The 23,297-nt window shown below is 43.2% G+C and carries 13 protein-coding genes and 1 pseudogene; 13 read left to right on the top strand and 1 reads right to left on the bottom strand.

What is annotated here, in order from left to right; genetic code table 11:
* Nucleotides 1-1,046: 1,046 nt before the first annotated feature.
* A complete protein-coding gene (locus FN808_RS16735; protein WP_142715767.1) occupies nt 1,047-2,615 on the top strand; it encodes a glycerol-3-phosphate dehydrogenase/oxidase in 1,569 nt (522 codons plus the stop codon).
* Nucleotides 2,616-3,960: 1,345 nt separating this feature from the next.
* On the opposite strand, the gene FN808_RS16730 is transcribed toward FN808_RS16735, so the two are convergent.
* On the bottom strand, nt 3,961-4,302 hold the full coding sequence (locus FN808_RS16730; RefSeq protein WP_142715766.1) for a hypothetical protein: 342 nt from the start codon (nt 4,300-4,302) through the stop codon (nt 3,961-3,963).
* Between the two features lie 434 nt (nt 4,303-4,736).
* Here FN808_RS16730 and FN808_RS19505 point away from each other — a divergent pair.
* From FN808_RS19505 to pseG, 12 genes and pseudogenes are all read left to right on the top strand, one after another.
* A pseudogene (locus tag FN808_RS19505) lies at nt 4,737-5,342 on the top strand (hypothetical protein); the annotation flags it as partial.
* A gap of 114 nt (nt 5,343-5,456) precedes the next feature.
* Nucleotides 5,457-7,232 carry a glycoside hydrolase family 31 protein gene (locus FN808_RS16725; protein ID WP_246068383.1) on the top strand — a complete coding sequence of 592 codons (1,776 nt, stop codon included), beginning with the start codon at nt 5,457-5,459 and terminating at the stop codon, nt 7,230-7,232.
* Nucleotides 7,233-9,612: 2,380 nt separating this feature from the next.
* Nucleotides 9,613-10,317, top strand: coding sequence for a DNA-binding domain-containing protein (locus tag FN808_RS16720; protein WP_142715764.1), 705 nt, complete (start codon nt 9,613-9,615; stop codon nt 10,315-10,317).
* A gap of 2,261 nt (nt 10,318-12,578) precedes the next feature.
* On the top strand, nt 12,579-13,772 hold the full coding sequence (locus FN808_RS16715; RefSeq protein WP_142715763.1) for a Wzz/FepE/Etk N-terminal domain-containing protein: 1,194 nt from the start codon (nt 12,579-12,581) through the stop codon (nt 13,770-13,772).
* A gap of 341 nt (nt 13,773-14,113) precedes the next feature.
* Complete coding sequence (locus FN808_RS16710; RefSeq protein WP_142715762.1) at nt 14,114-15,913, top strand: ABC transporter ATP-binding protein; 1,800 nt, start codon at nt 14,114-14,116, stop codon at nt 15,911-15,913.
* A 49-nt stretch (nt 15,914-15,962) separates the two neighbouring features.
* The gene (pseB, locus tag FN808_RS16705; RefSeq protein WP_142715761.1) at nt 15,963-16,988 is read left to right on the top strand and encodes a UDP-N-acetylglucosamine 4,6-dehydratase (inverting); all 1,026 of its coding nucleotides are present in this window, start codon (nt 15,963-15,965) and stop codon (nt 16,986-16,988) included.
* 14 nt (nt 16,989-17,002) lie between these two features.
* Nucleotides 17,003-18,178: a UDP-4-amino-4,6-dideoxy-N-acetyl-beta-L-altrosamine transaminase gene (pseC, locus tag FN808_RS16700; protein WP_221930092.1), complete on the top strand. Its 1,176-nt coding sequence runs from the start codon at nt 17,003-17,005 to the stop codon at nt 18,176-18,178.
* The gene (locus FN808_RS16695) at nt 18,178-19,062 is read left to right on the top strand and encodes an aldo/keto reductase (protein WP_185958465.1); all 885 of its coding nucleotides are present in this window, start codon (nt 18,178-18,180) and stop codon (nt 19,060-19,062) included. Before pseC ends, FN808_RS16695 begins: the two co-directional genes overlap by 1 nt.
* A 1-nt stretch (nt 19,063) precedes the next feature.
* The gene (locus FN808_RS16690; RefSeq protein ID WP_221930091.1) at nt 19,064-19,849 is read left to right on the top strand and encodes an SDR family oxidoreductase; all 786 of its coding nucleotides are present in this window, start codon (nt 19,064-19,066) and stop codon (nt 19,847-19,849) included.
* Complete coding sequence (locus FN808_RS16685; RefSeq protein ID WP_142715759.1) at nt 19,827-20,660, top strand: cytidylyltransferase domain-containing protein; 834 nt, start codon at nt 19,827-19,829, stop codon at nt 20,658-20,660. The genes FN808_RS16690 and FN808_RS16685 overlap by 23 nt, the downstream gene beginning before the upstream one ends.
* 27 nt (nt 20,661-20,687) lie before the next feature.
* Nucleotides 20,688-22,286, top strand: a complete 1,599-nt coding sequence (locus FN808_RS16680) for a capsular polysaccharide export protein, LipB/KpsS family (protein ID WP_142715758.1) — start codon at nt 20,688-20,690, stop codon at nt 22,284-22,286.
* 1 nt (nt 22,287) lies between these two features.
* Nucleotides 22,288-23,289, top strand: a complete 1,002-nt coding sequence (gene pseG / locus FN808_RS16675; protein ID WP_185958464.1) for a UDP-2,4-diacetamido-2,4,6-trideoxy-beta-L-altropyranose hydrolase — start codon at nt 22,288-22,290, stop codon at nt 23,287-23,289.
* Nucleotides 23,290-23,297: the final 8 nt, after the last annotated feature.

Here is a 23,297-nt window from a genome sequence, read left to right as displayed (position 1 = left end):
TTGTTCATCGCATGTTTGCAGTAATTAAACGTGGCAAACCATATACTCCGATAGCATGCAAAATAACTTGACTAAACCATAAGAATAAGAGGGATTTAGGGAGATTGATATACCGTATTTTTTAGGCATCCATTCTCTTATTGGGGATTTATAAGCAGGAGATCAACACCGGATGTTGGATGCTAGATGGTGGGCCTTTCAGAGTAAGGGTACAGACATTATTTCAGCATCCTCGTCATTTCGAACGAAACGGAGAGGAGTGAGAAATCTTCTATTGTGAGGGGACATTTCCTTGAGAACAAAATGTTATGAATCTATTTCCCCAAACAGCCGGCCTTAGCTGGTGAGGCGTGGAAAGGGAGCGGGAGCTGCGAAGAAGAAATAAATGGGGAAAGCGGTGATAAAGGCAGCGAGTGATCCGGAGCAACAGGTGGGTTGGAGCTGCAGAAAAAACAACATCTACATTTATTTCCGCAGCGAGCAATCCCGGACGCCGAAGCAGGTTCAGGCGGTGGTTTTTACGCACCTTTTGACCATTCAAAAGGTGCTATATAAAAAGAATTAATTTCGATTTGCTGAGAGGACACCTTTTTTTTTGACTGCGACAAAGCCCACCGGAAGAATTTCTGTTTGACGAGGGGCTGGCGCCCAATCTTTATCAGCGTTGCTGATAGTCATCAGCACCGAGGAGTTATCCCGAGTACTCGGGAGAGTTTTTACGAGCCCAGCTTTGCTGGTTCCGAGCATTCGGAAGGGTCAAGCCAAAAGGCGGAATTAATTTATAACGATCTTGTAAAATGAAACAGGTTTCCAATGTATTTCTACTCCCTTTGACCACTCAAAAGGTGCTATATAAAAAAGAATTAATTTACATCAGAAAAAAGGGCAACAAGCAGCACCAACATTCCATTAGATTTTGGTAAAGCTAAGTCGTTAATTACCCTTTAAATAACTATGAATGTACGTACGGCCCAACAGGAACATGGTACTGGCCTCAGGGCGGGTGAGAGGCTTGGAACGTATGAATACGCATATACCCTTACTTTATGAAAAAAAACAGACAGGAGCTCGTTGAAGCACTAACCGATGACCCGCTCATCTGGGATTTCATCATAATCGGTGGCGGGGCCACGGGACTCGGCACCGCTGTGGAAGCGGCCAGCCGGGGCTACCGCACCCTGCTGCTGGAGCAGCACGATTTTGCCAAAGGCACGTCCAGCCGCAGCACCAAGCTGGTGCACGGGGGCGTACGCTACCTCCGCCAGGGCAATGTGGCACTGGTGCTTGAGGCACTCCGCGAACGGGGGCTCCTGCGGCAAAATGCCCCGCATCTGGTAAAAAACCAGTCCTTCATCGTGCCCAACTACGACTGGTGGGAGGGGCCCTTCTACGGCATCGGACTCAAGATCTATGACAAGCTGGCCGGCGACCTGGGGCTGGGTCCCTCCGAGCACCTGTCCAAGGAGGAGACGCTCAAGCATATTCCCACCCTGGAGCCGGCCGACCTGGACGGGGGCGTGATCTACCATGATGCCCAGTTTGACGATTCGCGGCTGGCGGTCAACCTCCTGCAGACCCTCTTTGACCAGGGCGGGGTGGGCATCAACTACATGGAGGTCACCGGGCTGCTGAAGGCCAACAACCTGGTGTCGGGCGTGAAGGTGGAAGACCGCGAAGGCATCCACAGCTTCGAGTTGCAAGCGCGGGCCGTCATCAATGCCACCGGCGCTTTTACCGACCGCATTCGACAGATGGACGACCCGGATACCAAAGAGATTATCCGTCCCAGCCAGGGGGTACATATCGTGCTGGACGAATCCTTCCAGCCGGGCGAAAGCGCGATCATGGTCCCCAAGACCGACGACGGACGCGTACTGTTTGCGGTCCCCTGGCATAACCGCATCATCGTGGGCACCACCGACACCCCCATCGAATCGCCCACCCTCGAGCCCCGGGCGCAGGAGGAGGAGATCGAATTTCTGCTGACGCATGCAGCGCGCTACCTGACCAAGGATCCGGAACCGGACGATGTGCTCAGCGTTTTTGCCGGCATCCGTCCCCTGGTGGCGCCCGGTGGAGGCGACGACACCTCCTCCATCTCGCGCGATCATACGCTTATCATCGACCCCTCCGGACTGGTCACCATTGCAGGGGGGAAGTGGACCACCTACCGCAAGATGGCTGAGGATACCATTGATGAGGCCGCCGTGGTAGCCGGACTGGATGAGCGCGAGTCGGTCACTGAGAACCTGCGCCTGCACGGCTGGCTCAAAAATGCCGAAGCGGCCGACCCCTTCGAGCTGTACGGCTCCGATGCCCTGTCGCTCAAGAAGATCGCTTCCGAGCGCGACGATGGCAACCCGCCGCTCCATCCCAACCTTCCCTATACCGCGGCCGAGGTGATCTGGGCCGTCCGCAGCGAGATGGCCCGTACCGTCGAAGACGTCCTGGCCCGCCGTACCCGTTCCCTTCTGCTGGATGCCCGGGCCAGCATAGCGATCGCCGAGCCGGTGGCCCGGATCATGGCCGCCGAACTGGGGCGTGATCAGCAGTGGGTCAAACAGCAGGTGGAGGCCTATACCCAACTGGCTAAAGGGTATTATCTTGGGGATTAAGGGTTGTGGGTGGTTGCCTTTTTTTTAAATTATGCCATGTATCTATTACTTCATGGTTTCTTATTTAGAAATAATGCTTTATTCTTGTCCATTTTTTATCGCTAAACCCCGTACAAGCCGGGGCCAGCAAGCTGGGACGAAAAAAGCGTTGGGGAAGAGCAAGATGTTGTGATGGCTAAAACTTTTCGGTCGGGGATAGCTCTTCCACATGAGTACTTAAGCTGCATAGTTTTTCCCGGCTCTTCCCCAAACCCCTGGTTACTCCTTAATGAACGTGACAAGCCCCATCTAGATAAAGATCTGTTTTTAAAGGTTAAAGGTTATGGTTTAGGCTTCCCTAAACATCCGGCCTTGGCTGGTGAGGCGTGAAAAGGGAGCGGGAGCTGCGAAGAAGAAATAAATGGGGAAAGCGGGGATAAAAGCGGCCAGCGGGCCAGAGCAACAGGTGCGTTGGAGCTGCAGAAAAAACAACATCTACATTTATTTCCGCAGCGAGCAATCCCGGACGCCGAAGCAGGTTCGCCGGTGGTTTTTGCACCACTTTTGGCCACCCAAAAGTGGTTAATTAAAAAAGAGTTGGTTTAGATTAGAAATCAGGGCAAAGAAGAATGTTCTTATTCGTTCATTTTTTGTCACCAAACCCCGTACAAGCCGGGACCAGCAAGCTGGGCCGAAAAAGTGTTGGGGAAGAGCAAGATGGTGTGATGGCTAAAACTTTTCGGTCGGGGATTGCTCTTCCACATGAGTACTTAAGCTGCATAGTTTTTCCCGGCTCTTCCCCAAACCCCTGGTTACTCCTTAATGAACGTGACAAGCCCCATCTAGATAAAGATCTGTTTTAAAGGTTAAAGGTTATGGTTTAAGCTTCCCTAAACATCCGGCCTTGGCTGGTGAGGTGTGAAAAGGATGCGGGAGTTTCAATAACGAAACAACAGTTGGATACTCAAGTTATGTAGATTTAGATATAGAAGATCAATCCTCCTGTCCTCCTTCTCCAAGGAGGAACTCTTGGATTACGTTCCCAGCCGGGATGCCTAAAGTCCCTTTTGGAGAAGAGGGATTTAGGGAGATTGATATACCGTACGTATTTAGGCATCCATTCTCCGATGTGGACGTTACAGGCAGGGGATCGATACCAGGTATTAGATGCCAGAATGTGGGTCTGCCAGTGTAAGGGTATAGACATCATTTCAGCACTCTCGTCATTTCGAACGAAACGGAGTGGAGTGAGAAATCTTCTACTGTGAGGGCACATTTTCATGAGAACAAAATGTGGTGAATCCAATTTCCCCAAACAGCCGGCTATGTAGTTAAGGCATTTAGTCTCTTATTTAAAAATAATGCTTTATTCTTGTCCATTTTTTATCGCTAAAAAATAGACGAAAAAAGCGTTGGGGAAGAGCAAGATGTTGTGATGGCTAAAACTTTTCGGTCGGGGATAGCTCTTCCACATGAGTACTTGTGCTACATAGTTTTTCCCGGCTCTTCCCCAAACCCCCGGTACCTCCTTAATGAGAGCGACAAAGCCCACCGGAAGAATTTCTGTTTGACGAGGGGCTGGCGCCAGGTCTTTATCAGCGTTGCTGATAGTAATCAGCACCGAGGAGTTAAATTCTTCTTGAGTTTTTACGAGCCCAGCTTGCTGGTTCCGAGACTTCGGAAGGGTCAAGCCAAAAGGCGGAATCAATTCATAATGGTTTTATATTGTAAAATAGGATTCCGATTTTATACATACCTTTGGCCATCCAAAAGTGGTTAAATAAAAAAGGATGGATTTAAATTAAAGGAGAGGGCAACAGGTAGATTATATTAGTTGATACTTTTAATTTCCTCGCCTAAAGGCGGAATTAATTTATAACGATCTCGTAAGATGAAACAGGGTTCCGATGTTTTCGCATCCCCTTTGGCCATCCAAAAGTGGTTAAATAAAAAAGGATGGTTTTAAATTAAAGGAGAGGGCAACAGGCAAGGGTTACAGGCTACTTTCATTCTATTTGATGATTCAAAAGGGACTACATAAACGATATAACATAAGAAGACAGCAAAATTGAAAGTAGACGTTGTATTATAGCTGTTATTTTATATTTTCCGAGGTCATAAAAATTCACAGATCCCAGTTGCATGTCCGAAATCAACGCCCAGGAACAGCAGACCACCTCAGAAGAAACCAGCGACCGCAAGCCCGATATCATCAGCCGGCACCGCCCGGGGCGCGTCATCAGCCACGAACGGCGCGACCAGCAGTTCATCTTTACCACAGAAAACAAGGTGGAGCTGCAGATCAGCGTCCACACCCCCGACATCATCCAGCTGAAATATTTCATGGTGGGCGATGTCCGCTCCGACTTTTCCTACGCCGTCGATCCCGGCTTCGAAGCAGAGGAAGTAGCCGTCCAGTTTGAAGAGGACGAAGGCTATTTCAAGTTTACCACCCCCTCCCTGAGCGGCATCATCACCAAGAAGAACCTGCGGGTCCACTTCTTTGATTCCGAAGGCAACATGCTGTGCGAAGATCAGCATGGCTTTTACCGGCGCGAGAGCCTGATGAAAGGGATCTCCGAGATCAAGGTGACCAAGCAGGCCCCGGCCGGCGACCACTTTTACGGGCTGGGCGACAAGGCCTTCAAACAGGATCTGCGGGGACGCGCTTTTGAAAACTGGAACACCGATGCCTATGCCTACACCCGGGGCAAGGACCCCCTCTACCGCAGCGTTCCCTTCTATGCCGCCGTGCACAACGGGCGCGCCTACGGCATCTTCTTCGACAACACCTACCGCACCCGCTTCAGTTTCGACCGCAAGGGCAACAACATCAGCAGCTTCTCCTCCGAAGGCGGAGTCATGAACTACTACTTTATCAACGGACCGGCGCTGACCGAGGTCACCGAGCGCTATACCCGGCTTACCGGCACGCCCGAGATGCCCCCGCTGTGGGCGCTGGGCTACCACCAGTGCCGGTGGAGCTACTATCCCGACTCGCGGGTCCGGGAGCTGGCCGCGGCCTTCCGGGAGAAACAGATCCCCTGCGATGCGCTCTACCTGGATATCGACTATATGGACGACTACCGGGTGTTTACCTGGGATGAGGAGCTCTTCCCCGACCCTGAAGGGCTCATCCGGGACTTGAAAGAGCAGGGCTTTGAGACCATCGTGATGATCAACCCCGGCGTCAAAGTGGATAACGACTACGAGCTATACCGGCAGGGGCGGGACAAGGGCTACTTCTGCACGCGTCCCGACGGGGAGATGGTCATCGCCCCCGTGTGGCCGCCGGAGTGTGCCTTTCCCGACTTTACCAACCCCGAGGTGCGCGCATGGTGGGGCGGCCTCTACGAAGACCTGATGGCGCGCAAGAAGGTGAGCGGCATATGGAACGACATGAACGAGCCGGCCGTCTTTGAGGTGGAATCCAAGACCTTTCCCAACCACGTGCGCCACGATTTTGACGGCCATCCCTGCAGCCACAAGAAAGCGCACAACATCTACGGCATGCAGATGGCCCGCGCCTCCCTGGAGGGCATGAAGAAGCAGAATCCCGACAAGCGCCCCTTCCTGCTCACCCGGGCCAACTTCGCAGGGGGACAGCGCTACGCCGCCCTGTGGACCGGCGACAACATCGCCACCTGGGACCACCTGAGGCTGGCCAGCGAGCAGTCCATACGTCTCAGTATCTCAGGCTACTCCTTTGTGGGCTCCGACGTGGGCGGCTTTGTAGAGAAGCCCAGCGCCGAACTTTTTACCCGCTGGCTGCAGCTGGCCATCTTTCATCCCCTCTTCCGCAACCACACCATGGGCTATAACGTGGACGGGGCGGCTGCCGTCAAGAAAGAGGAGGTGGAGCTGCGGCGGGCCCAGTCGGACACCGACCAGGAGCCCTGGGTATTCGGCGACGACCACACCGCCATCAACCGGTCTATGATCGAGCTTCGCTATCGCCTGCTGCATTATCTGTACACCGCCTTTTACCATTATGTGCAGCAGGGCACGCCCATCCTGCGGCCGCTCAGCTATTATGACCAGTCGGACGAGCAGGCCCTCAGTCAGAAGGGCCCCTTTCTCTTCGGCGATGACATCCTGGTAGCGCCGGTGCTGGAGCCCGGGACCACCGCCCTCGAGGTCTATTTCCCTGAAGGCGGGTGGTACGACTTCCGGACCGGCGAGCGGTATGAGGGCCGGCAGACCCACCAGGTGGAGGCCCCGCTGGAAGCAATTCCCTTTTTCGTCCGGGCCGGGGCCGTGCTGCCGCTTCGTGAAGTCATGCAGCATACGCAGGAGCGGGCGCTTCAGCAGCTGGAGCTCAATGTATATTACGGGGAGGGCGAGACCACCAGCCGGTTGTATGAAGATGCCGGTGAAGGCTACGATTACGAGTCCGGAGCCTACCGGCTGACGACCTTCCGGCAGCAGGGCCAGTCAGACCGCCTGTCGTTGTCTGCCGAGCGCGAAGGCGACTATGAGCTCGCCTATGCGGAGGTTGAGGTAACCATCCTCGGCCTGCCCTTCGAGCCCTCCGCCGTCCATGTCGACGGCCGCCGGGTACCCCTGGAGAAAACCGCCGACGGGGATTACACCCTGTACCTGTCCGATCCGGATTTTAAAGAGGTGGATATAAAGTAAGGGAACCCTTTTTGTGTTTTTAGGTAGAAGGTTAAAGGTTGATTGTTGCCTTATTTTGAAATAATGCCATACTCTTGTCCATTTTTTTATCGCTAAAGGGATGTTCCATTTTTTCAGTCATGAATTCCGAATACTCGGAACCAGCAGAGCTGGAGAACCCAAAAAAATGACCGGCTGAGAAAGCTCTCGCGTCAGGTTCCGCAGTGGCTGCGGAAAATAATTTAAACTCGTCACGGCTGTTCCTCAGACAAGAAATTATTTTTAATCCTCCGCCACTGCTCCACCTACCCAAACACTCGACCTTTCGTTAGGCCGGAGGAGGGTTCCTTAATGAAAGCAATAAAGCCCACCCAGGAATTTTTTGCTTAAAGGTTGAACCGTAAGCGTTCATCGAAAAGGAGCTATGATAGGGTGTACATAGAAGATTAGAGAATAACCATTTGATCAAAAGCTTCCCAAACAGCCGGCCTTGGCTGGTGAGGCGTGAAAAGGGAGCGGGAGCTGCGAAGAAGGAATAAATGGGGAAAGCAGGGGCAAAGGCAGCGAGTGATCCGGAGCAATAAGTATGTTAGGACTATAGAAAAATAAACATCTACATTTATTTCCGCAGCGAACGGTCCCGGACGCCGAAGCAGGTTCAGCCGGTGGTTTTTGCTCCACTTTTGGCCATCCAAAAGTGGTTAAATAAAAGATGGATTTTAATTAGATGATAGGGCAACAGGTAATTTATATAGTTGATACTATCTGCTCTTCTCGCCTAAAGGCGGAATCAATTTTCTAACGATGTCATATAGTGAAACAGGTTTCCAATATATTTCTATCCCCTTTGACCATTCAAAAGGTGCTATATAAATAGAATTAATTAAGATTATAGGAGAGGGCAACAGGTAATGCATCAATTGATGCATTCTACATACGGCCACATGCATTTTATATTAAGGTCATTTTCGGGCTTAGGAAAGAAAGCCTTCTACAATTCGAGCACTTAGCCTTGAGAATAGAAGATCTCTCCCTGCCGGTCGAGATGACGATGCGGGGGGCGGGTAAAAAAGCTCGCCCTTGTAAGGCTACCCGCATTAATCCAGCATCTTCGTCATTTCGAACGAAACGTAGTGGAGTGAGAAATCTTCTACTGTGAGGGCACATTTTCTTGAGAACAAAATGTGGTGAATCCAATTTCCCCCAACAGCCGGCCTTAGCTGGTGAGGCGTGGAAAGGGAGCGGGAGCTGCGAAGAAGAAATAAATGGGGAAAGCAGGGGCAAAGGCAGCGAGTGATCCAGAGCAATAAGTATAGTTGGGACTATAGGAAAAATAACATCTTCATTTATTTCCGCAGCGAGCGATTCCGAGCGCCGAAGCAGGTTCAGGCGGTGGTTTTTGCACCACTTTTGGCCATCCAAAAGTGGTATATATATAAAAAAGAGTTGGTTTAGATTAGAAATCAGGGCAAAGAAGAATATTCTTATTCGTTCATTTTTTGTCACCAAACCCCGTACAAGCCGGGGCCAGCAAGCTGGGACGAAAAAAGTGTTGGGGAAGAGCAAGATGTTGTAATGGCTAAAACCTTTCGGGCAGGAATTGCTCTTCCACATGAATACTTATGCTACATAGTATTTCCCGGCTCTTCCCCAAACCCCTGATTACTCATTACTTGAAGTGATATGCCCGATCTGGAGAAAGTACTGTTGCAGGTTAAATGTTAAAGGTTGAAGGTTGGGAATCAATTTGCCCAAACAGCCGGCCTTAGCTGGTGAGGCTTGGAAAGAGTTCTATCACATTAGTTTTCAGAGTTTCCAGATCATTCTTAAGTGAAAGGGAAAAACCAACAGGAAGAATTTCTGTTTGACGAGGGGCTGGCGCCAAATCTTTATCAGCGTTGAGAAAGTTGTCAGCACCGAGGAGTTAAATTCTTCTTGAGTTTTTACGAGCCTTTTGGGTCAAGCCAAAAGGCGGAATCAATTCATAATGGTTTTATATCGTAAAATAGGATTCCAATTTTACACATACCTTTGGACATCCAAAAGTGGTTAAATAAAAAAGGAATTAGTTTTTAATTAGATGAGAGGGCAAAAGAAAATACACATCATCCCTCCCTATAAAACCTCCCCTAAAAACCCCCATAACAGTTAAAGAACAACACAAAATCCGGGTTTGTAATAAAAAAATGAGTCGAAATAAGAATTTATTACAAAAAAATAAAAAAAGTTTGTAAGGATTGCACTGAAAACCACTCTTACTAATACAAAGAGATAAAAAGGCATCCAGTCAGTCATGTACGTTGGCTGAGGTCACTTATCTCTTAGTATAAACCAGCCGCCGGCCTGTTGATATACCCATCAGTCAGGCTGACGGTTCAACTCTAACTAAATATCATTTGTTATGTTTCTTAATTATTACTTGACTCCAAACAGGATAACGCCAGAAGGAGATGACTATATGGCTGTAGGCGTCAATCGACAACGGTACACCATCGATGACGTGTATGACCATATGACGCGACAGGGATCAACGCTCACCAAAGCGGAAGCACTGGCCGCCTTCGAAGAGGTGACCCAGGGGATTATCAACATCGTAAGGCAGGGCAACACGGTGGTGACGCCGCTGGTAAATATCATGCCGTCTATCAGCGGCGTGTTTGACAGCGAAGAAGACACCTTCGACGCAAGTCGTCACGAGGTGACACTGAGCATATCGCCGGGCATACGCCTGCGCGACGTGCCCCCGGACATTGCCACCCAGAAGGTAAAGGCGCGGGAGCGCAAGCCGGACCTCGCTAACTACTACGACAAGGGGTCGGCTACCAAAGATGATGCCGTGACGCCCGGCAAGGGAGCACGCATCAGCGGATCGCTGCTTAAATTTGACGAGACAGATGCCACGCAGGGCATCTTCTTTGTCAATACCGATGGCAGCGCGGAGGCAAGGGTTGACGATGAGTCCATCCTGCGCAACAAGCCGTCCGAGCTGATCTTTGTGAACCCCTCGCTGCCCGCCGGGACCTACCGGCTGGAAGTGCGGAGCCTCCTGAACGGCAACAGCGATATCCGCACCGGTATCCTTTCCGACAGGGTGACCGTTGCATAACAGCTAAGCGCTTAACCCCTAACCGATAACAACAGGCCCTGCTGCTCACGGCGGCAGGGCTTTTTTATGGTTTGTTCCTACCTCCCCGGCATCTCCCTGCTATTTATAGAACATATCCTGTAAGGATCTTCCAAACATCTAGTAAGGATCTTTCGAATATCCTGTAAGGATGTTTGAAACATCTAGTAAGGATATTTTCTGTAACCCTTATTTCTCTTTCTGTTTCTTTATTTTCAATATTCTGTTGCACGTTGCATGTTGAAGGTTGAAGGTTGAAGGTTGAAGGTTGTGGGTCTATTTCCCCAAACAGCCGGCTTTGGCTGGTGAGGCGTGGAAAGAGTTGTTCCTTTTTTGAACGACGCATCCCGCATGCGCGGGACCAGCAAAGCTGGAGAACTCAAAACGTCGCCGGCTGAGAAAGCTCTCGCGTCAGGTTCCGCAGTGTCTGCGGAAAATAATTTAAACTCGTCACGGCTGTTCCTCAAACAAGAAATTATTTTTAATCCTCCGTCACTGCTCCACCTACCCAAACACTCGACCTTTCGTTAGGCCGGAGGATTATTACTCCTTAATGAAAGTGACAAGCCCCATCTAGAGTTAGTTTTGTTGCAGGTTGTATGTTAAAGGTTGAAAGTCGTGAATCAATTTCCCCGACAGCCGGCCTTGGCTGGTGAGGTGTGGAAAGGGAGCGGGAGCTGCGATAACGAAATAAATGGGGAAAGCAGGGGCAAAAGCAGTGAGTGATCCGGAGCAATAAGTATGTTGGGACTATAGAAAAATCAACATCTACATTTATTTCCGCAGCGAGCGATCCCGTGCGCCGAAGCTGCTTCGCCGGTGGTTTTTACGCCCCTTTTGACCACTCAAAAGGGGCTATATAAAAAAGGAATTAGTTTTAATTAGATGAGAGGACGCTCCTTTTTCTGAATGTGACAAAACCCAACCGGGGAAATTTTTGTTTGACGAGGGGCTGGCGCCCAATCTTTATCAGCGTTGATACAGTTATCAGCACCGAGGAGTTAAATATTTATCCCTTTTTTCAACGACGAAAAAAGGAACCAAAAAAGTCGCCGGCTGAGAAAGCTCTCGCGTCAGGTTCCGCAGTGTCTGCGGAAAATAATTTAAACTCGTCACAGTTGTTCCTCAGACAAGAAATTATTTTTAATCCTCCGCCACTGCTCCACCTACCCAAACACTCGACCTTTCGTTAGGCCGGAGGAGGGTTCCTTAATGGATGCAATAAAGCCCACCCAGGAATTTTTTGCTTTGCTTAAAGATTGAACGGTAAGCGTTCATCGAAAAGGAGCTATGATAGGGTGTATATAGCAGATTAGAGAATAAACATTTGATCAAAGTTCCCCCAAATCAGCCGGCCTTGGCTGGTGAGGCGTGAAAAGGGAGCGGGAGCTGCGATAAAGAAATAAATGGGGAAAGCAGGGGTAAAGGCAGCGAGTGATCCGGAGCAATAGGTATGTTGGGACTATAGGAAAAACGACATCTACATTTATTTCCGCAGCGAGCGATCCCGGACGCCGAAGCTGCTTCGCCGGTGGTTTTTACGCACCTTTTGACCATCCAAAAGGTGCCACATAAAAAAGAATTAATTCATATCCCAAGAGTGGGCAACAGGTAGCTTATATAGTGGATACTTTTTTCCTCGGCTAAAGGCGGAATCAATTTTCTAACGATGTCGTATAGTGAAACAGGTTCCCAATGTATTTCTATCCTCTTTGGATACCCAAAAGTGGTTAAATAAAAAAAGGATAGATTTAAATTAAAGGAGAGGGCTTTATATAGTTGATACTTTTGTTTTCCTCGCCTAAAGGCGGAATAAATCAGAATTAATTTATAACGATCTCATAAAATGAAACAGGGTTCCAATGTACTCCATCCCCTTTGACCACTCAAAAGAGGCTATTAAATAAATGATAGCCATAACTTCCGGGCAGCTACGGCTTCCCTTTCACATAGAAAAAATCCCGACAAGGAAACAAAAAACGCCACACGTACTATATAGATACGTGAAAAGCCTAAAGGTGCAATTCAGCTAATAAAGGAAGTAATCTTCCTGAGGGCACATTGGATTATCCCCAATTATTGAAACCTCTTTCTACCATCTGAAATAATCCGTATAATAAGCGCTTAGTCTTGGATTAAGACTAACATTAAGAGGGTTTACCCTGACTTTAATCTTTTAAACTTTGAGTTAATTCGTTGTAATCGTTTTTGATATAGATAACTAAGTACTTAAAAAAAAGACACTGGATTCAAAAGACCAACATATTGATCCCCATCACAACCCGCACCCGCAGGGGTACTACAGCGTTCCTCCGGATCATCGAAACAACTACCCATCGACAGAAGAAGATGAAATTGACTTAGTTGCACTCGTGCAAATCTTTTGGAACGAACGCATCCTTATTGTCAAGATTACCGGGGCTTTTTTGTTAGTGGGATTATTAGTGGCTCTTTTAAGCCCTGAAGAATATTCGACCAGTGCTACACTCATGCCAGAGAGTCAATCTACCCAGGGAAGGGCAGGAAATTTATTACAACAATACGGAGGCATGCTGGGAATTCGTGGTGGAAACATACCTGGAGAAAATATTCCCACTTCTCTTTATCCTGACATAATAGAAAGTATACCTTATCAGGTAGAGTTGATGAATAAATCGGTTTATTTTTCAAAATTTGATACGACTGTGACTCCACATGTTTTTTTTAGTGAAATCTATACTCCGTTTAATCTAATTGGATTTATTAAAAGTTATACGATTGGGTTACCAGGCAAAATCATAGGATTGTTTAGAAGTTCTGAAAATAGCAATACGGAGCCCATTATAACTGAAGTGAACCGTGACTCTGTATTACAAATAAGTGGAAGCCAGATGGGGACTGTCAGCAAACTCAAGAATAGACTGACTGTTACTACAGAATCAGGAGTTATCACAGTAAAATCTGAATTTCCCGATCCTCAGGCAGCAGCTGAAATAGCTCATAATGGCATTATCCTGCTTAAGGAATATGTACGGGAATATCGTACACAGAAAGCTAAAGAAGATTTAGAATATGTAGAAGAGCAGCTGGCAAGTGCTAAAAAACGGTTCGAGAAAGCACAGCAGATGCTGGCTGAGTTCCGAGACAGTAATATAAGTTTGGCCACGGCCAAGGCACGAACACGTGAGCAAGAGCTGCAGTCTCAGTACGACTTGGCTTTTGAAATATATAACTCCATGAATCAGCGTAGGGAACAGGCTCGGCTGCAGGTACAGGAACAGACACCGGTCTTTTCTATTTTACAGCCAGTGAGTGTCCCCCTCAGTAATAGCGCCCCCAACCGGAAACTGATTTTAATTGCTTCGGGAATATTAGGTGGTATCATTGCTTTGGGATGGGTACTGATACAGAGCTGGTGGAAAAATGAAAAAAACAGTTTCAAAGAAATTAAGATGTAACTTGAGACAAAATATTTATTGTACAGCTAAAGAAACCTCTTTTTTAAACGGTCTTACTAAGTCGTACTTTTAATAGTGGATGGATTTTTATTTTAGTTGCCTGATCCTTTGAGGGCCAGTTTTTTGTTGGCTATTGAAATGTAACCTATAGTTGTTAGTTGCTGTTACTGTTAAAATTATTTAGGCCTTCTAGAACTACTTTTTTTAGTATTACTATCGATAAAAGACGACTAAAGAAACATAAGTTGAAAATATCTATATAAATAATCTCTCCACGTTAAGACTGGCAATAACATATCCTTTATATTAACTAAATAAGCTTTGTTGCCCTTTTATATTCTATGATAGAATCACTAAAAAAGATATATACTTTATTTCCAAGCAGTGACCACTATAAATTGTTAATCCTGCTGGGAATGATGTTATTGGCTTCCCTGCTGGAGGTCTTAGGCATTGGAATGATTCCAGTATTTGTGACTACAGTGGCCGATCCGGAAAAGATATTGAGTTATCCGGTGTTGGGAGACATGCTACAGGGAATAGGGGTAACTAATTCTGAGTCCTTGGTTATATATGGAGCATTGTTATTAATCGTTGTGTATATAGTTAAAAATACCTACTTAGGTTTTTTTCTTTATATAAAGAAAAAGTTTATTGAGAATCGTGGAGTATATCTCCAGGATCGTGTTTTTCGTGCCTATATGACTGCTCCTTATAGTTTTTATATAAATAGAAATTCAGCAGAATTACTTCGTAATGTTACAGCAGAGGTAAATAAGGTTGTTAGCGGTACTTTAATGCCCTTTATGGAAGTTTCTCTTAATTTTACCATGTTTCTCTTTATCATAGGAACGTTGCTCATTTTTGAACCGCTTATTACGGTTGTTTCTATTGTATTACTTGGGGGAGGGGGATACCTTTTTTTATACTATACCAAACAAAAGACACAGGAGTACGGCAGGGATAACCGGGAAGCAAGAAAAGAGAAAAATAAAGCGGTTTTGCAAGGGCTTAATGGATTCAAGGATGCCCGGGTCTTGAACCGCGAAGAAAGTTTTTTGGATCACTATCGTTTTAATGCTGAGCGCAGTAAAAAGGCCAATACATACGAATATGTGGTAGGAAAGTTGCCCAAGCCTATTATTGAAACGCTTGCTGTTGGAGGGATTCTCAGTATTGCACTGCTCATGGTATGGCAAGGCCGTGATGTTGGAGCTATAATACCGGTATTATCACTTTTTGGTGCTGCGACCGTAAAGTTGATGCCTGTGTTAAATCAAGTGATTAACCAGTCTACTAAAATACGATATAATGCCTTTTCAGTTTATGCGATATATGATGACCTGAAAATTTTAGAAAATGATTATCGTACGTTTCGAATGAAGGTTTTAGGCAATCAGAATAAGGTGGCCTTAGATCATGAAATTGTATTGAACTCAGTATCCTACAACTATCCTAATACCAACGAATACGCGGTACAAGATGTATCTATTGGTATACGGGAAGGGAGTGCTATTGCCTTTGTAGGTCCCTCTGGCGCCGGTAAAACCACACTCGTTGATATCATACTGGGGCTTTTAGAACCTAAAAAAGGAACTATTACCGCAGACGAGGTAGATATTTTTGAAAATATCCGCGGTTGGCAGAAAAATGTGGGCTATATTCCTCAGTCTATTTATTTGCTGGATGAAACCATAAAGCGAAATATTGCCTTCGGAATACCTGATAATGAGATCAGTGATCAAAAGTTATGGGATGCCATACGAGCTGCGCAATTAGGTGATCTTATTAATAGACTCTCTGAGGGGATCGAAACTGTTGTTGGGGAGCGTGGGGTACGTCTTTCCGGGGGGCAGCAACAGCGCATTGGTATAGCACGGGCCCTTTATGATAATCCGCAGGTATTAGTAATGGATGAGGCTACGTCCTCTCTGGATAATTTGACGGAGAAATATGTGATTGAAGCTATTGAACGTCTTCGTGGAAACCGTACTATCATAATGATAGCCCATAGACTAAGTACGGTGAAAAATTGTGATGCCATCTATATGATGAAAGAAGGACGTATTGTAGATCAGGGAACCTATGATGAACTTCTGGAAAATAGTGCCGACTTTAGAAAAATGAGCCTGACCGAGTAGGTGGACTACTTCAATAATTCTTTTGTAAACCTTAAGTTATAAAAAAAGCATGCTTAATAATAAGTCTATTTTAATCACCGGTGGTACCGGTTCATTTGGAAAGAAATTTACAGAAACTATTTTAGATCGCTATCCGGATGTAAAGCGTTTGGTGATCTATTCCCGTGGGGAAATGAAGCAGTTTCGCATGGCTCAAAAGTTCTCCAAAGACAGGTATCCGTGTATGCGATATTTTATTGGTAATGTTCGGGATCAAGAACGTCTGAAACGTGCCTGTGAAGGAATCGATGTTATCATTCATGCCGCAGCAATAAAACAGGTTCCAGTTGCCGAATATAATCCCATGGAGGCGATTAAGACTAATGTGATTGGGGCAGAAAATGTGATTAATGCCGCTATGGATTGTGGTGTAAACAAGGTAGTTGCCTTATCTACAGATAAGGCCGCAGCACCGATTAATCTTTACGGGGCAACAAAGCTTTGCTCCGATAAGCTCTTTATTGCCGCTAACAATATGAAAGGCAACCGTGATTTAACATTTAATGTAGTTCGATACGGGAATGTCATGGGATCACGGGGCTCCGTTATGCCGTTTTTTATTAATAAACGGGAAGAGGGAAAGCTGCCCATTACGGATAAGCGGATGACACGCTTTAATATTTCTTTGCAGGACGGAGTTGATTTGGTAATGTATGCTATTAAGAACAGTTGGGGAGGAGAACTGTTTGTACCAAAGATACCCTCTTATAAAATCACCGATTTAGCTGAAGCGATAGGACCAAATTGTGATCATCCTGAAGTCGGAATTCGTCCCGGCGAGAAGATACACGAAGAGATGATTACTGCTTCAGACTCATTCAATACCGTTGATTTGGGGAAATACTATGCGATTCTGCCTCAGCAACCTATCTGGAATAAAAAAGAATATATGGCACATTTTAATGCTGAATATGTAGAGCCCGGATTTACCTATAATTCCGGTGAAAATGAGGAATGGGAGACCGTTGAATCCTTACGACATAAAATAAAAAAGTATGTTGATTCTTCTTTTTCCGTGAATGGTCAGAATAGTTAGAAAATATTTTTGCTATGAGTAAGCAATCTATGGGACCTATTCCCTATGGAACGCAGCATATAACCCAAGAAGATATCGAGGCAGTTACCGAAACATTAACCGCTGATTATTTAACGCAGGGGCCCAAAGTTTCGGAGTTTGAAAATGCTTTTGCTGAGTATATTGGGAGTGAGCATGCTATAGCGGTTTCGAACGGTACGGCCGCCCTGCATTTAGCGGTACTTGTCTTGGGAGTGGAACCCGGTCAGAAAGTGATTACGACTCCCATTACGTTTTCAGCTTCGGCCAATTGTATAAAGTATGCCGGTGGCGAAGCGGACTTCGTGGATATCGATCCGGAAACCTTTTTGATGGACTTAGATTTGGTAGAAAAGAAACTGGAGAATGCAGATCCGGGAGAGTATGCCGGTATTATTCCTGTTGATTTTACGGGACTGGCGGTAGATACCGAGCGACTTCGATCTATTGCAGATAAATATGACTTGTGGATACTGGAAGATGCCTGCCATGCCCCGGGTGGTAGTTTTGAAGATAGTAAAGGGGAACAAGTTTTTTGTGGTGATTGTAGTTATGCTGATGCCGCTATTTTTTCTTTTCACCCGGTAAAACATATCGCTGCGGGTGAAGGAGGGATGATTACCACGAATAGTCAAGAGCTCAAGGAAGAGATAGAAATGATGCGAACGCACGGGATCACCAAAGATCCGAAGAAGCTTCAGGACAATCATGGGGGATGGTATTATGAAATGCAGCAACTCGGCTTTAATTATCGATTGACAGACATCCAATCGTCGTTAGGTCTATCTCAATTGCAGCGGGCAGATGAGGGGCTTCAAAGAAGAAGAACAATTGCTGGAAGATATGACAAAGCCTTTGCAACATTTGATACAATTATACAACAAGCCGTAACTCCCACCAAACGAGATAAGCATCACGGTTATCATCTGTATGTAATACAAGTTGAGCAGCGTAAGGAACTTTATGATTACCTCCGAGAGAATAAAATTTACAGCCAGATACATTATATCCCTATTCATTTACTACCATATTATCAGCAATTTGGATGGAATAAAGGCGATTTCCCTAATGCAGAAAATTATTATGAGAAATGTATAAGCCTACCAATGTATCCCACATTAACTGTTGATCAGCAGAAATTTGTTATTCAAAAAGTAATAGAGATTATATAGTGAATATTGATTCGGGAGATAATAATATTATCTCTAAAATTGCATTGGGTTCTGCTCAATTTGGACTTGATTATGGGATTAGTAATACATCAGGAATGGTACAAATAGATGAAGTCAAGAAAATAATAGAATATGCTTCGTTATTTGGAATAAATACTATTGATACTGCTTATGCGTATGGTAAGAGTGAATATATTTTAGGAAAGATCGATATTGATAGTTGGAATGTTATTTCTAAATTGCCGAGTAAAAAACAAAGAAGTATTGGGGTTACAAGTGGCATAAATGAAAGCTTGAAAAGGTTAGGCTTAGAAAATTTGTATGGTTATTTAGTCCATGATATTGAAGATCTATTTCTGGATGAAAGTTTATGGGACAAATTAACAAGTCTTAAAGCTAAAAATATCGTGAAAAAAATAGGTGTATCGGTATATAAGCCTGAGGAAATAAAAAAGCTTATGACCAATGGGATAATACCTGATATTGTCCAGATACCTTTTAATATTTTGGACAATAGATTTGAACCCTTGTGCAAAGAATTAAGAAAAAAAGATTGTGAAATTCATTCCAGGTCAACTTTTCTACAAGGGTTATTCTTTTGTCCAATTAAAAAAATTGATAGCTATTTTGATCCCATTAAGCCTTTTTTAGATCTACTAGTAAGAAAATATCCCGATAAAGAAAAACGTGCTGGGATTCTTTTAAGCTATGTACTGAATAAAAGAAATATTGATAAAGTAGTTATCGGCATTGAATCTAAAAATCAACTTATGACAAATATCAAGTTTGCACAACAAGGTAAAATTGATGAAGAAATAAAAACTTGGGCTGATAAAAATGAGTTTGATCAATCAATTTTAATGCCTAATAATTGGCCGTCTTAATATGAGAAAACATTATGAATTAAGAGTAGATAGTAAAGTGGTTTTGGTTACTGGCGGCTATGGCTATTTAGGCAAGGCTATTGTAAAAAGTTTGTCTGGTCATGGAGCTACGGTCTACGTTTTGGGAAGAAATAAACAAAAATTTCAAAACAGTTTTAATGAAGTGCCAAGTAAGGAGATTTATTTCCAGCAATGTGATGTTTCAGAAACAAGCTCCATTCGTCAGGCTTTAGAAATTGTGAGTACATCTGAGGGGGTAATTGATGTCCTTATTAATAATGCTTTTTATTCTGCCGGACAATCCCCAGAAAGTATGACCGATGAAGAATGGACTATAGGTATTGATGGCACCTTATCGAGTGTGTTTAGATGTATTAGAGAAATCATACCATATTTTAAGAAACAGAAATATGGTAATATTATTAATGTTTCTTCAATGTATGGTATGATAGCACCAAATTTTGATGTGTATGAAGAAACACCCCAATTTTTAAACCCACCCAACTATGGAGCTGCAAAAGCCGGTATTTTACAATTGTCTCGTTACTACGCGAGCTATTTAGGAAAATATAAGGTAACTGTTAATAGCGTTACACCTGGTGCTTTTCCTTCCGATGAAGTACAAAAAAATGATGGATTTATTAATAATTTATCAAAACAAACATTTTTAGGGAGAATTGGTCAACCTGAGGACTTAGCGGGACTATTTACATTCCTTTCCTCAGATGCAGCAAATTATATAACAGGACAAAACTTTGTAGTAGATGGAGGATGGACAACTAAATAAATTTAAGGTAGGTGCTATAATACAAGCAAGGCTAGGTTCTAGTAGACTCCCGGGAAAAGTTTTACTCCCATTGCCTTATAATAACGGTAAGCCATTGCTTCAATGGATTGTTGATGAGGTTAAAAATAGTAAGATAATCAATGATCAAACTATCGCAACATCTATAAACAAAGAAAATTTTAAAATTGAGAAATTTTTCGAAGAATTTATCGACATAAATATATTTAGAGGAAGTGAAAAGAACGTTCTTAGCCGGTTTATTGCTGTAACTAAAGCTCAAAAATATGATGTAGTAGTTAGGCTTACAGCAGACAATCCTTTTATTGATATTAATTTACTTGATCAAGTAATACAATATCATATTAATAAAAGAAGTGATTATACAAGAACTACGGGACTTCCGGCAGGTATGAATTTTGAAATAATCTCATCAGAAGCACTGCTATCATTAGAGAACAAAAATCTGAGTGAATCAGATAAGGAACATGTCACGATGGCTTTTAAAAAGTATGATTCATATCTCAAAAATATTTTTGATATTAAAATACCAAGAAGCTTAAAAAAATTACGGTTGACAATTGACTATCCGTCTGATTTTGCTTTAGCCTCCCTATTGTTAAGTCTTAAGAAAGAAACAGAGAAACCAAATGTTAAGTTTATACGAAGAGTTTATAATAGCATACCTTGGTTATTTGAAATAAATGATTCTAATATCCAAAAAAAATACTTTCAAAGGGTTGAAGAAGAAATTATTTATGCTAAACAGGTTTTAACAAAATTAGGTATGGATAATGCTGTAGAAAGACTTTAAGCCTTACCCAAAAATTTATTCTTTACAATGAAAAAAATTTTATATGCTGTTTCTGGTTTACAGCAATGGATAGATTTAGCTATAAAACTAAGAGATGAACTAAATTGGGAGCCGATATATTGGCTAACCACTCATCAAATTGAGGAAAATGTTAAAGAAGAATTTCCTGAAATTGTTCATCATGATATCTATGACGCCAACAAAGATAGATATCATAAAAAGTATAAGGGGTTAACTTTTCCACTGGATAGAGATATCATTGAGGACTTTTTGTCCTATGAAAAAAATGCTTTAAAAATGATGGATAGGCAAGACCCATATAAAGCATTCACTTATCACCAACGCAAAAGATTTTATTATAGTCAGTTAAGTTATTGGTTGGGAGTTTTGGGTAAGGAAGATATTGATATTTGTATTTTTACTGAATCTCCACATATAGTCGCGCATTATATATGTTATGCTGTATGCAAATATTATAATATTGATACGATAATGTTTGCCCCTATTACTCTACCGGGATTAATATATCTTAAACTAAACATTGAAGATAAACCTAAGTATAAAATAACTAAGGGTAGCTCTGTTAGAGATATTGATAATGAAATTTCTAATATTATACATGCATATATTGAGAATTATAGGCAACAACAAAAGAAATATGATGAGCCTTGGTACATGCAAGAACAACGAAAGAAGGAAGCTAAACTAAGAGAGAAAAATAAATTTATTTATAAGATTTTAAAAAGTTGGTATAAAGTATTCACCAGAAATGGATATCAAAAAATAAAAAAGGTTCTTAAAAATAATTTTTTCTCAAATGGTAAGGTGAGAAGTTACATAAAAAGTGATAAGTCATCACTTGAGAATTCCTACATTACTAAGAAGGAGAAACGAAGTTTAAGAAAAAAGAAATATGAAAAGAATAAAAAGTTAAAGTCTCTTTATCATGAGATGTGTGATGAGTTTAATTATGAAAATTCTTCTTTCATATATTTTCCATTGCATTATCAACCTGAAAGGACTACAAATCCCGAGGGGAATTACTTTGCTGACCAACAATTAGCAATTAATTTGTTGTCTTATTATCTGCCCGAGGATTGGCACTTAGTTATTAAAGAACACCCTTCGCAATTTGTATCTCACATGCAAGGATATTTAGGAAGGACATCTGATTTTTATACAGACATAAAAAAGTTGAAGAACGTTAAGTTAGTTAATGAAAATATTGATTCAATGAATTTAATTTCAGCTTCTAAAGCAGTTTCTACCTTAACAGGTAGTGCAGGTTTGGAGGCTTTGATTAAGGGAAAGCCCGTTATGGTATTTGGTTACGCTTGGTATCGGGATTTACCTGGCACATTTTGTATACAAAGCCAAAAAGATTGTAAAAATGCTATAAAATCAATTAAGAGAGGTTATAAGGTAGAATTTCAGGAAGTAAGTAAAGCCTTATTAAATATCCAGAAATTTTTTGTTAAAGGATATTTAAATCCTTCTACCAAGAGAAGTATAGATATTCACTATGAAAAACATGTAAATGAAATGTATAGAGGTATCCAGTCTCTTATACCTTATCTTAATAAAGAAGAGAAAAATCTTAAAAAGAATAGTAATACGAGTTTTTAGGTTGGAAAAAAGAACTATTTACTTTCGTGCTGATGGAGATTCAGAAATTGGTCTGGGGCATATCTATCGTTCATTAGCTCTTGCCCAAATGATTGAGCCAATATTTAATATTGTATTTGTGTCTCGAAAAATTTCGAATAAAGTAAAGAAGAATCTAAGTGAGCAATATGATTATGTTTTTCAATCTATTTCAGAAGAAAAATCTTTTTATAACGAAGTTAATTCAAGCTTAGAGGAAGTAATAGTGGTATTGGATGGATATCACTTTAATACACAATACCAAAAGAAGCTAAAAAAAACGGGTGTTCCAGTTGTATCTATTGATGATATTCATAGCCATCATTTTATGTCTGATGTAGTGATCAATCATGCTCCCGGAATGAGTAAAGAGGATTATTCTATTGAGGACTATACTAAGGTATGTTTGGGACCAGATTATGCGCTGCTGAGGCCTGAATTTATTGCTTTAACCTCAAGAATTAATACAGTTGATAAGTTAGAAACAGCATTTATTTGTTTCGGAGGATCTGATCCCAATAATTTAACAGCAAAGTGCGTTCAGGTATTAGAAGAATTTGAAAATATTACAGATGCAATTGTAATAACTGGAGCAGGTTATAAAAAAACAGAATCGAATTATTTGGAAAACCTAACCAATAGATTGACTGTTTCGCATTATCATGACGTTGACGACAGTCTTATGACTAAATTAATGAAAGATTCAGATTTTGCTATTGTTCCTTCAAGCACAATTTTATATGAGGTTTTGGCTGCTCGGCTTCCTGTAATAACAGGCTATTTTATCGATAATCAGAGAAATATTTACAAAGGGTTTATGGAAACAGGAGCTGTATTGGGAGTTGGAAATTTATCTACCAAACATATTAGAGAAGGAATTTTAAAATTGACGGTAGATAAATCTTCGGATATGGTATCAATACAAGAGGACTTGATTGATGGAAAGTCGCCACAAAGGATCTTAAAACTTTTTCAACAGTTATAAGTAAATAG

It is taken from the genome of Fodinibius sediminis, assembly GCF_900182555.1.
Classification (GTDB): domain Bacteria; phylum Bacteroidota; class Rhodothermia; order Balneolales; family Balneolaceae; genus Fodinibius; species Fodinibius sediminis.
Note: the sequence above shows the minus strand (reverse complement) of the source record. Positions and strands in the feature narration are given on the sequence as shown.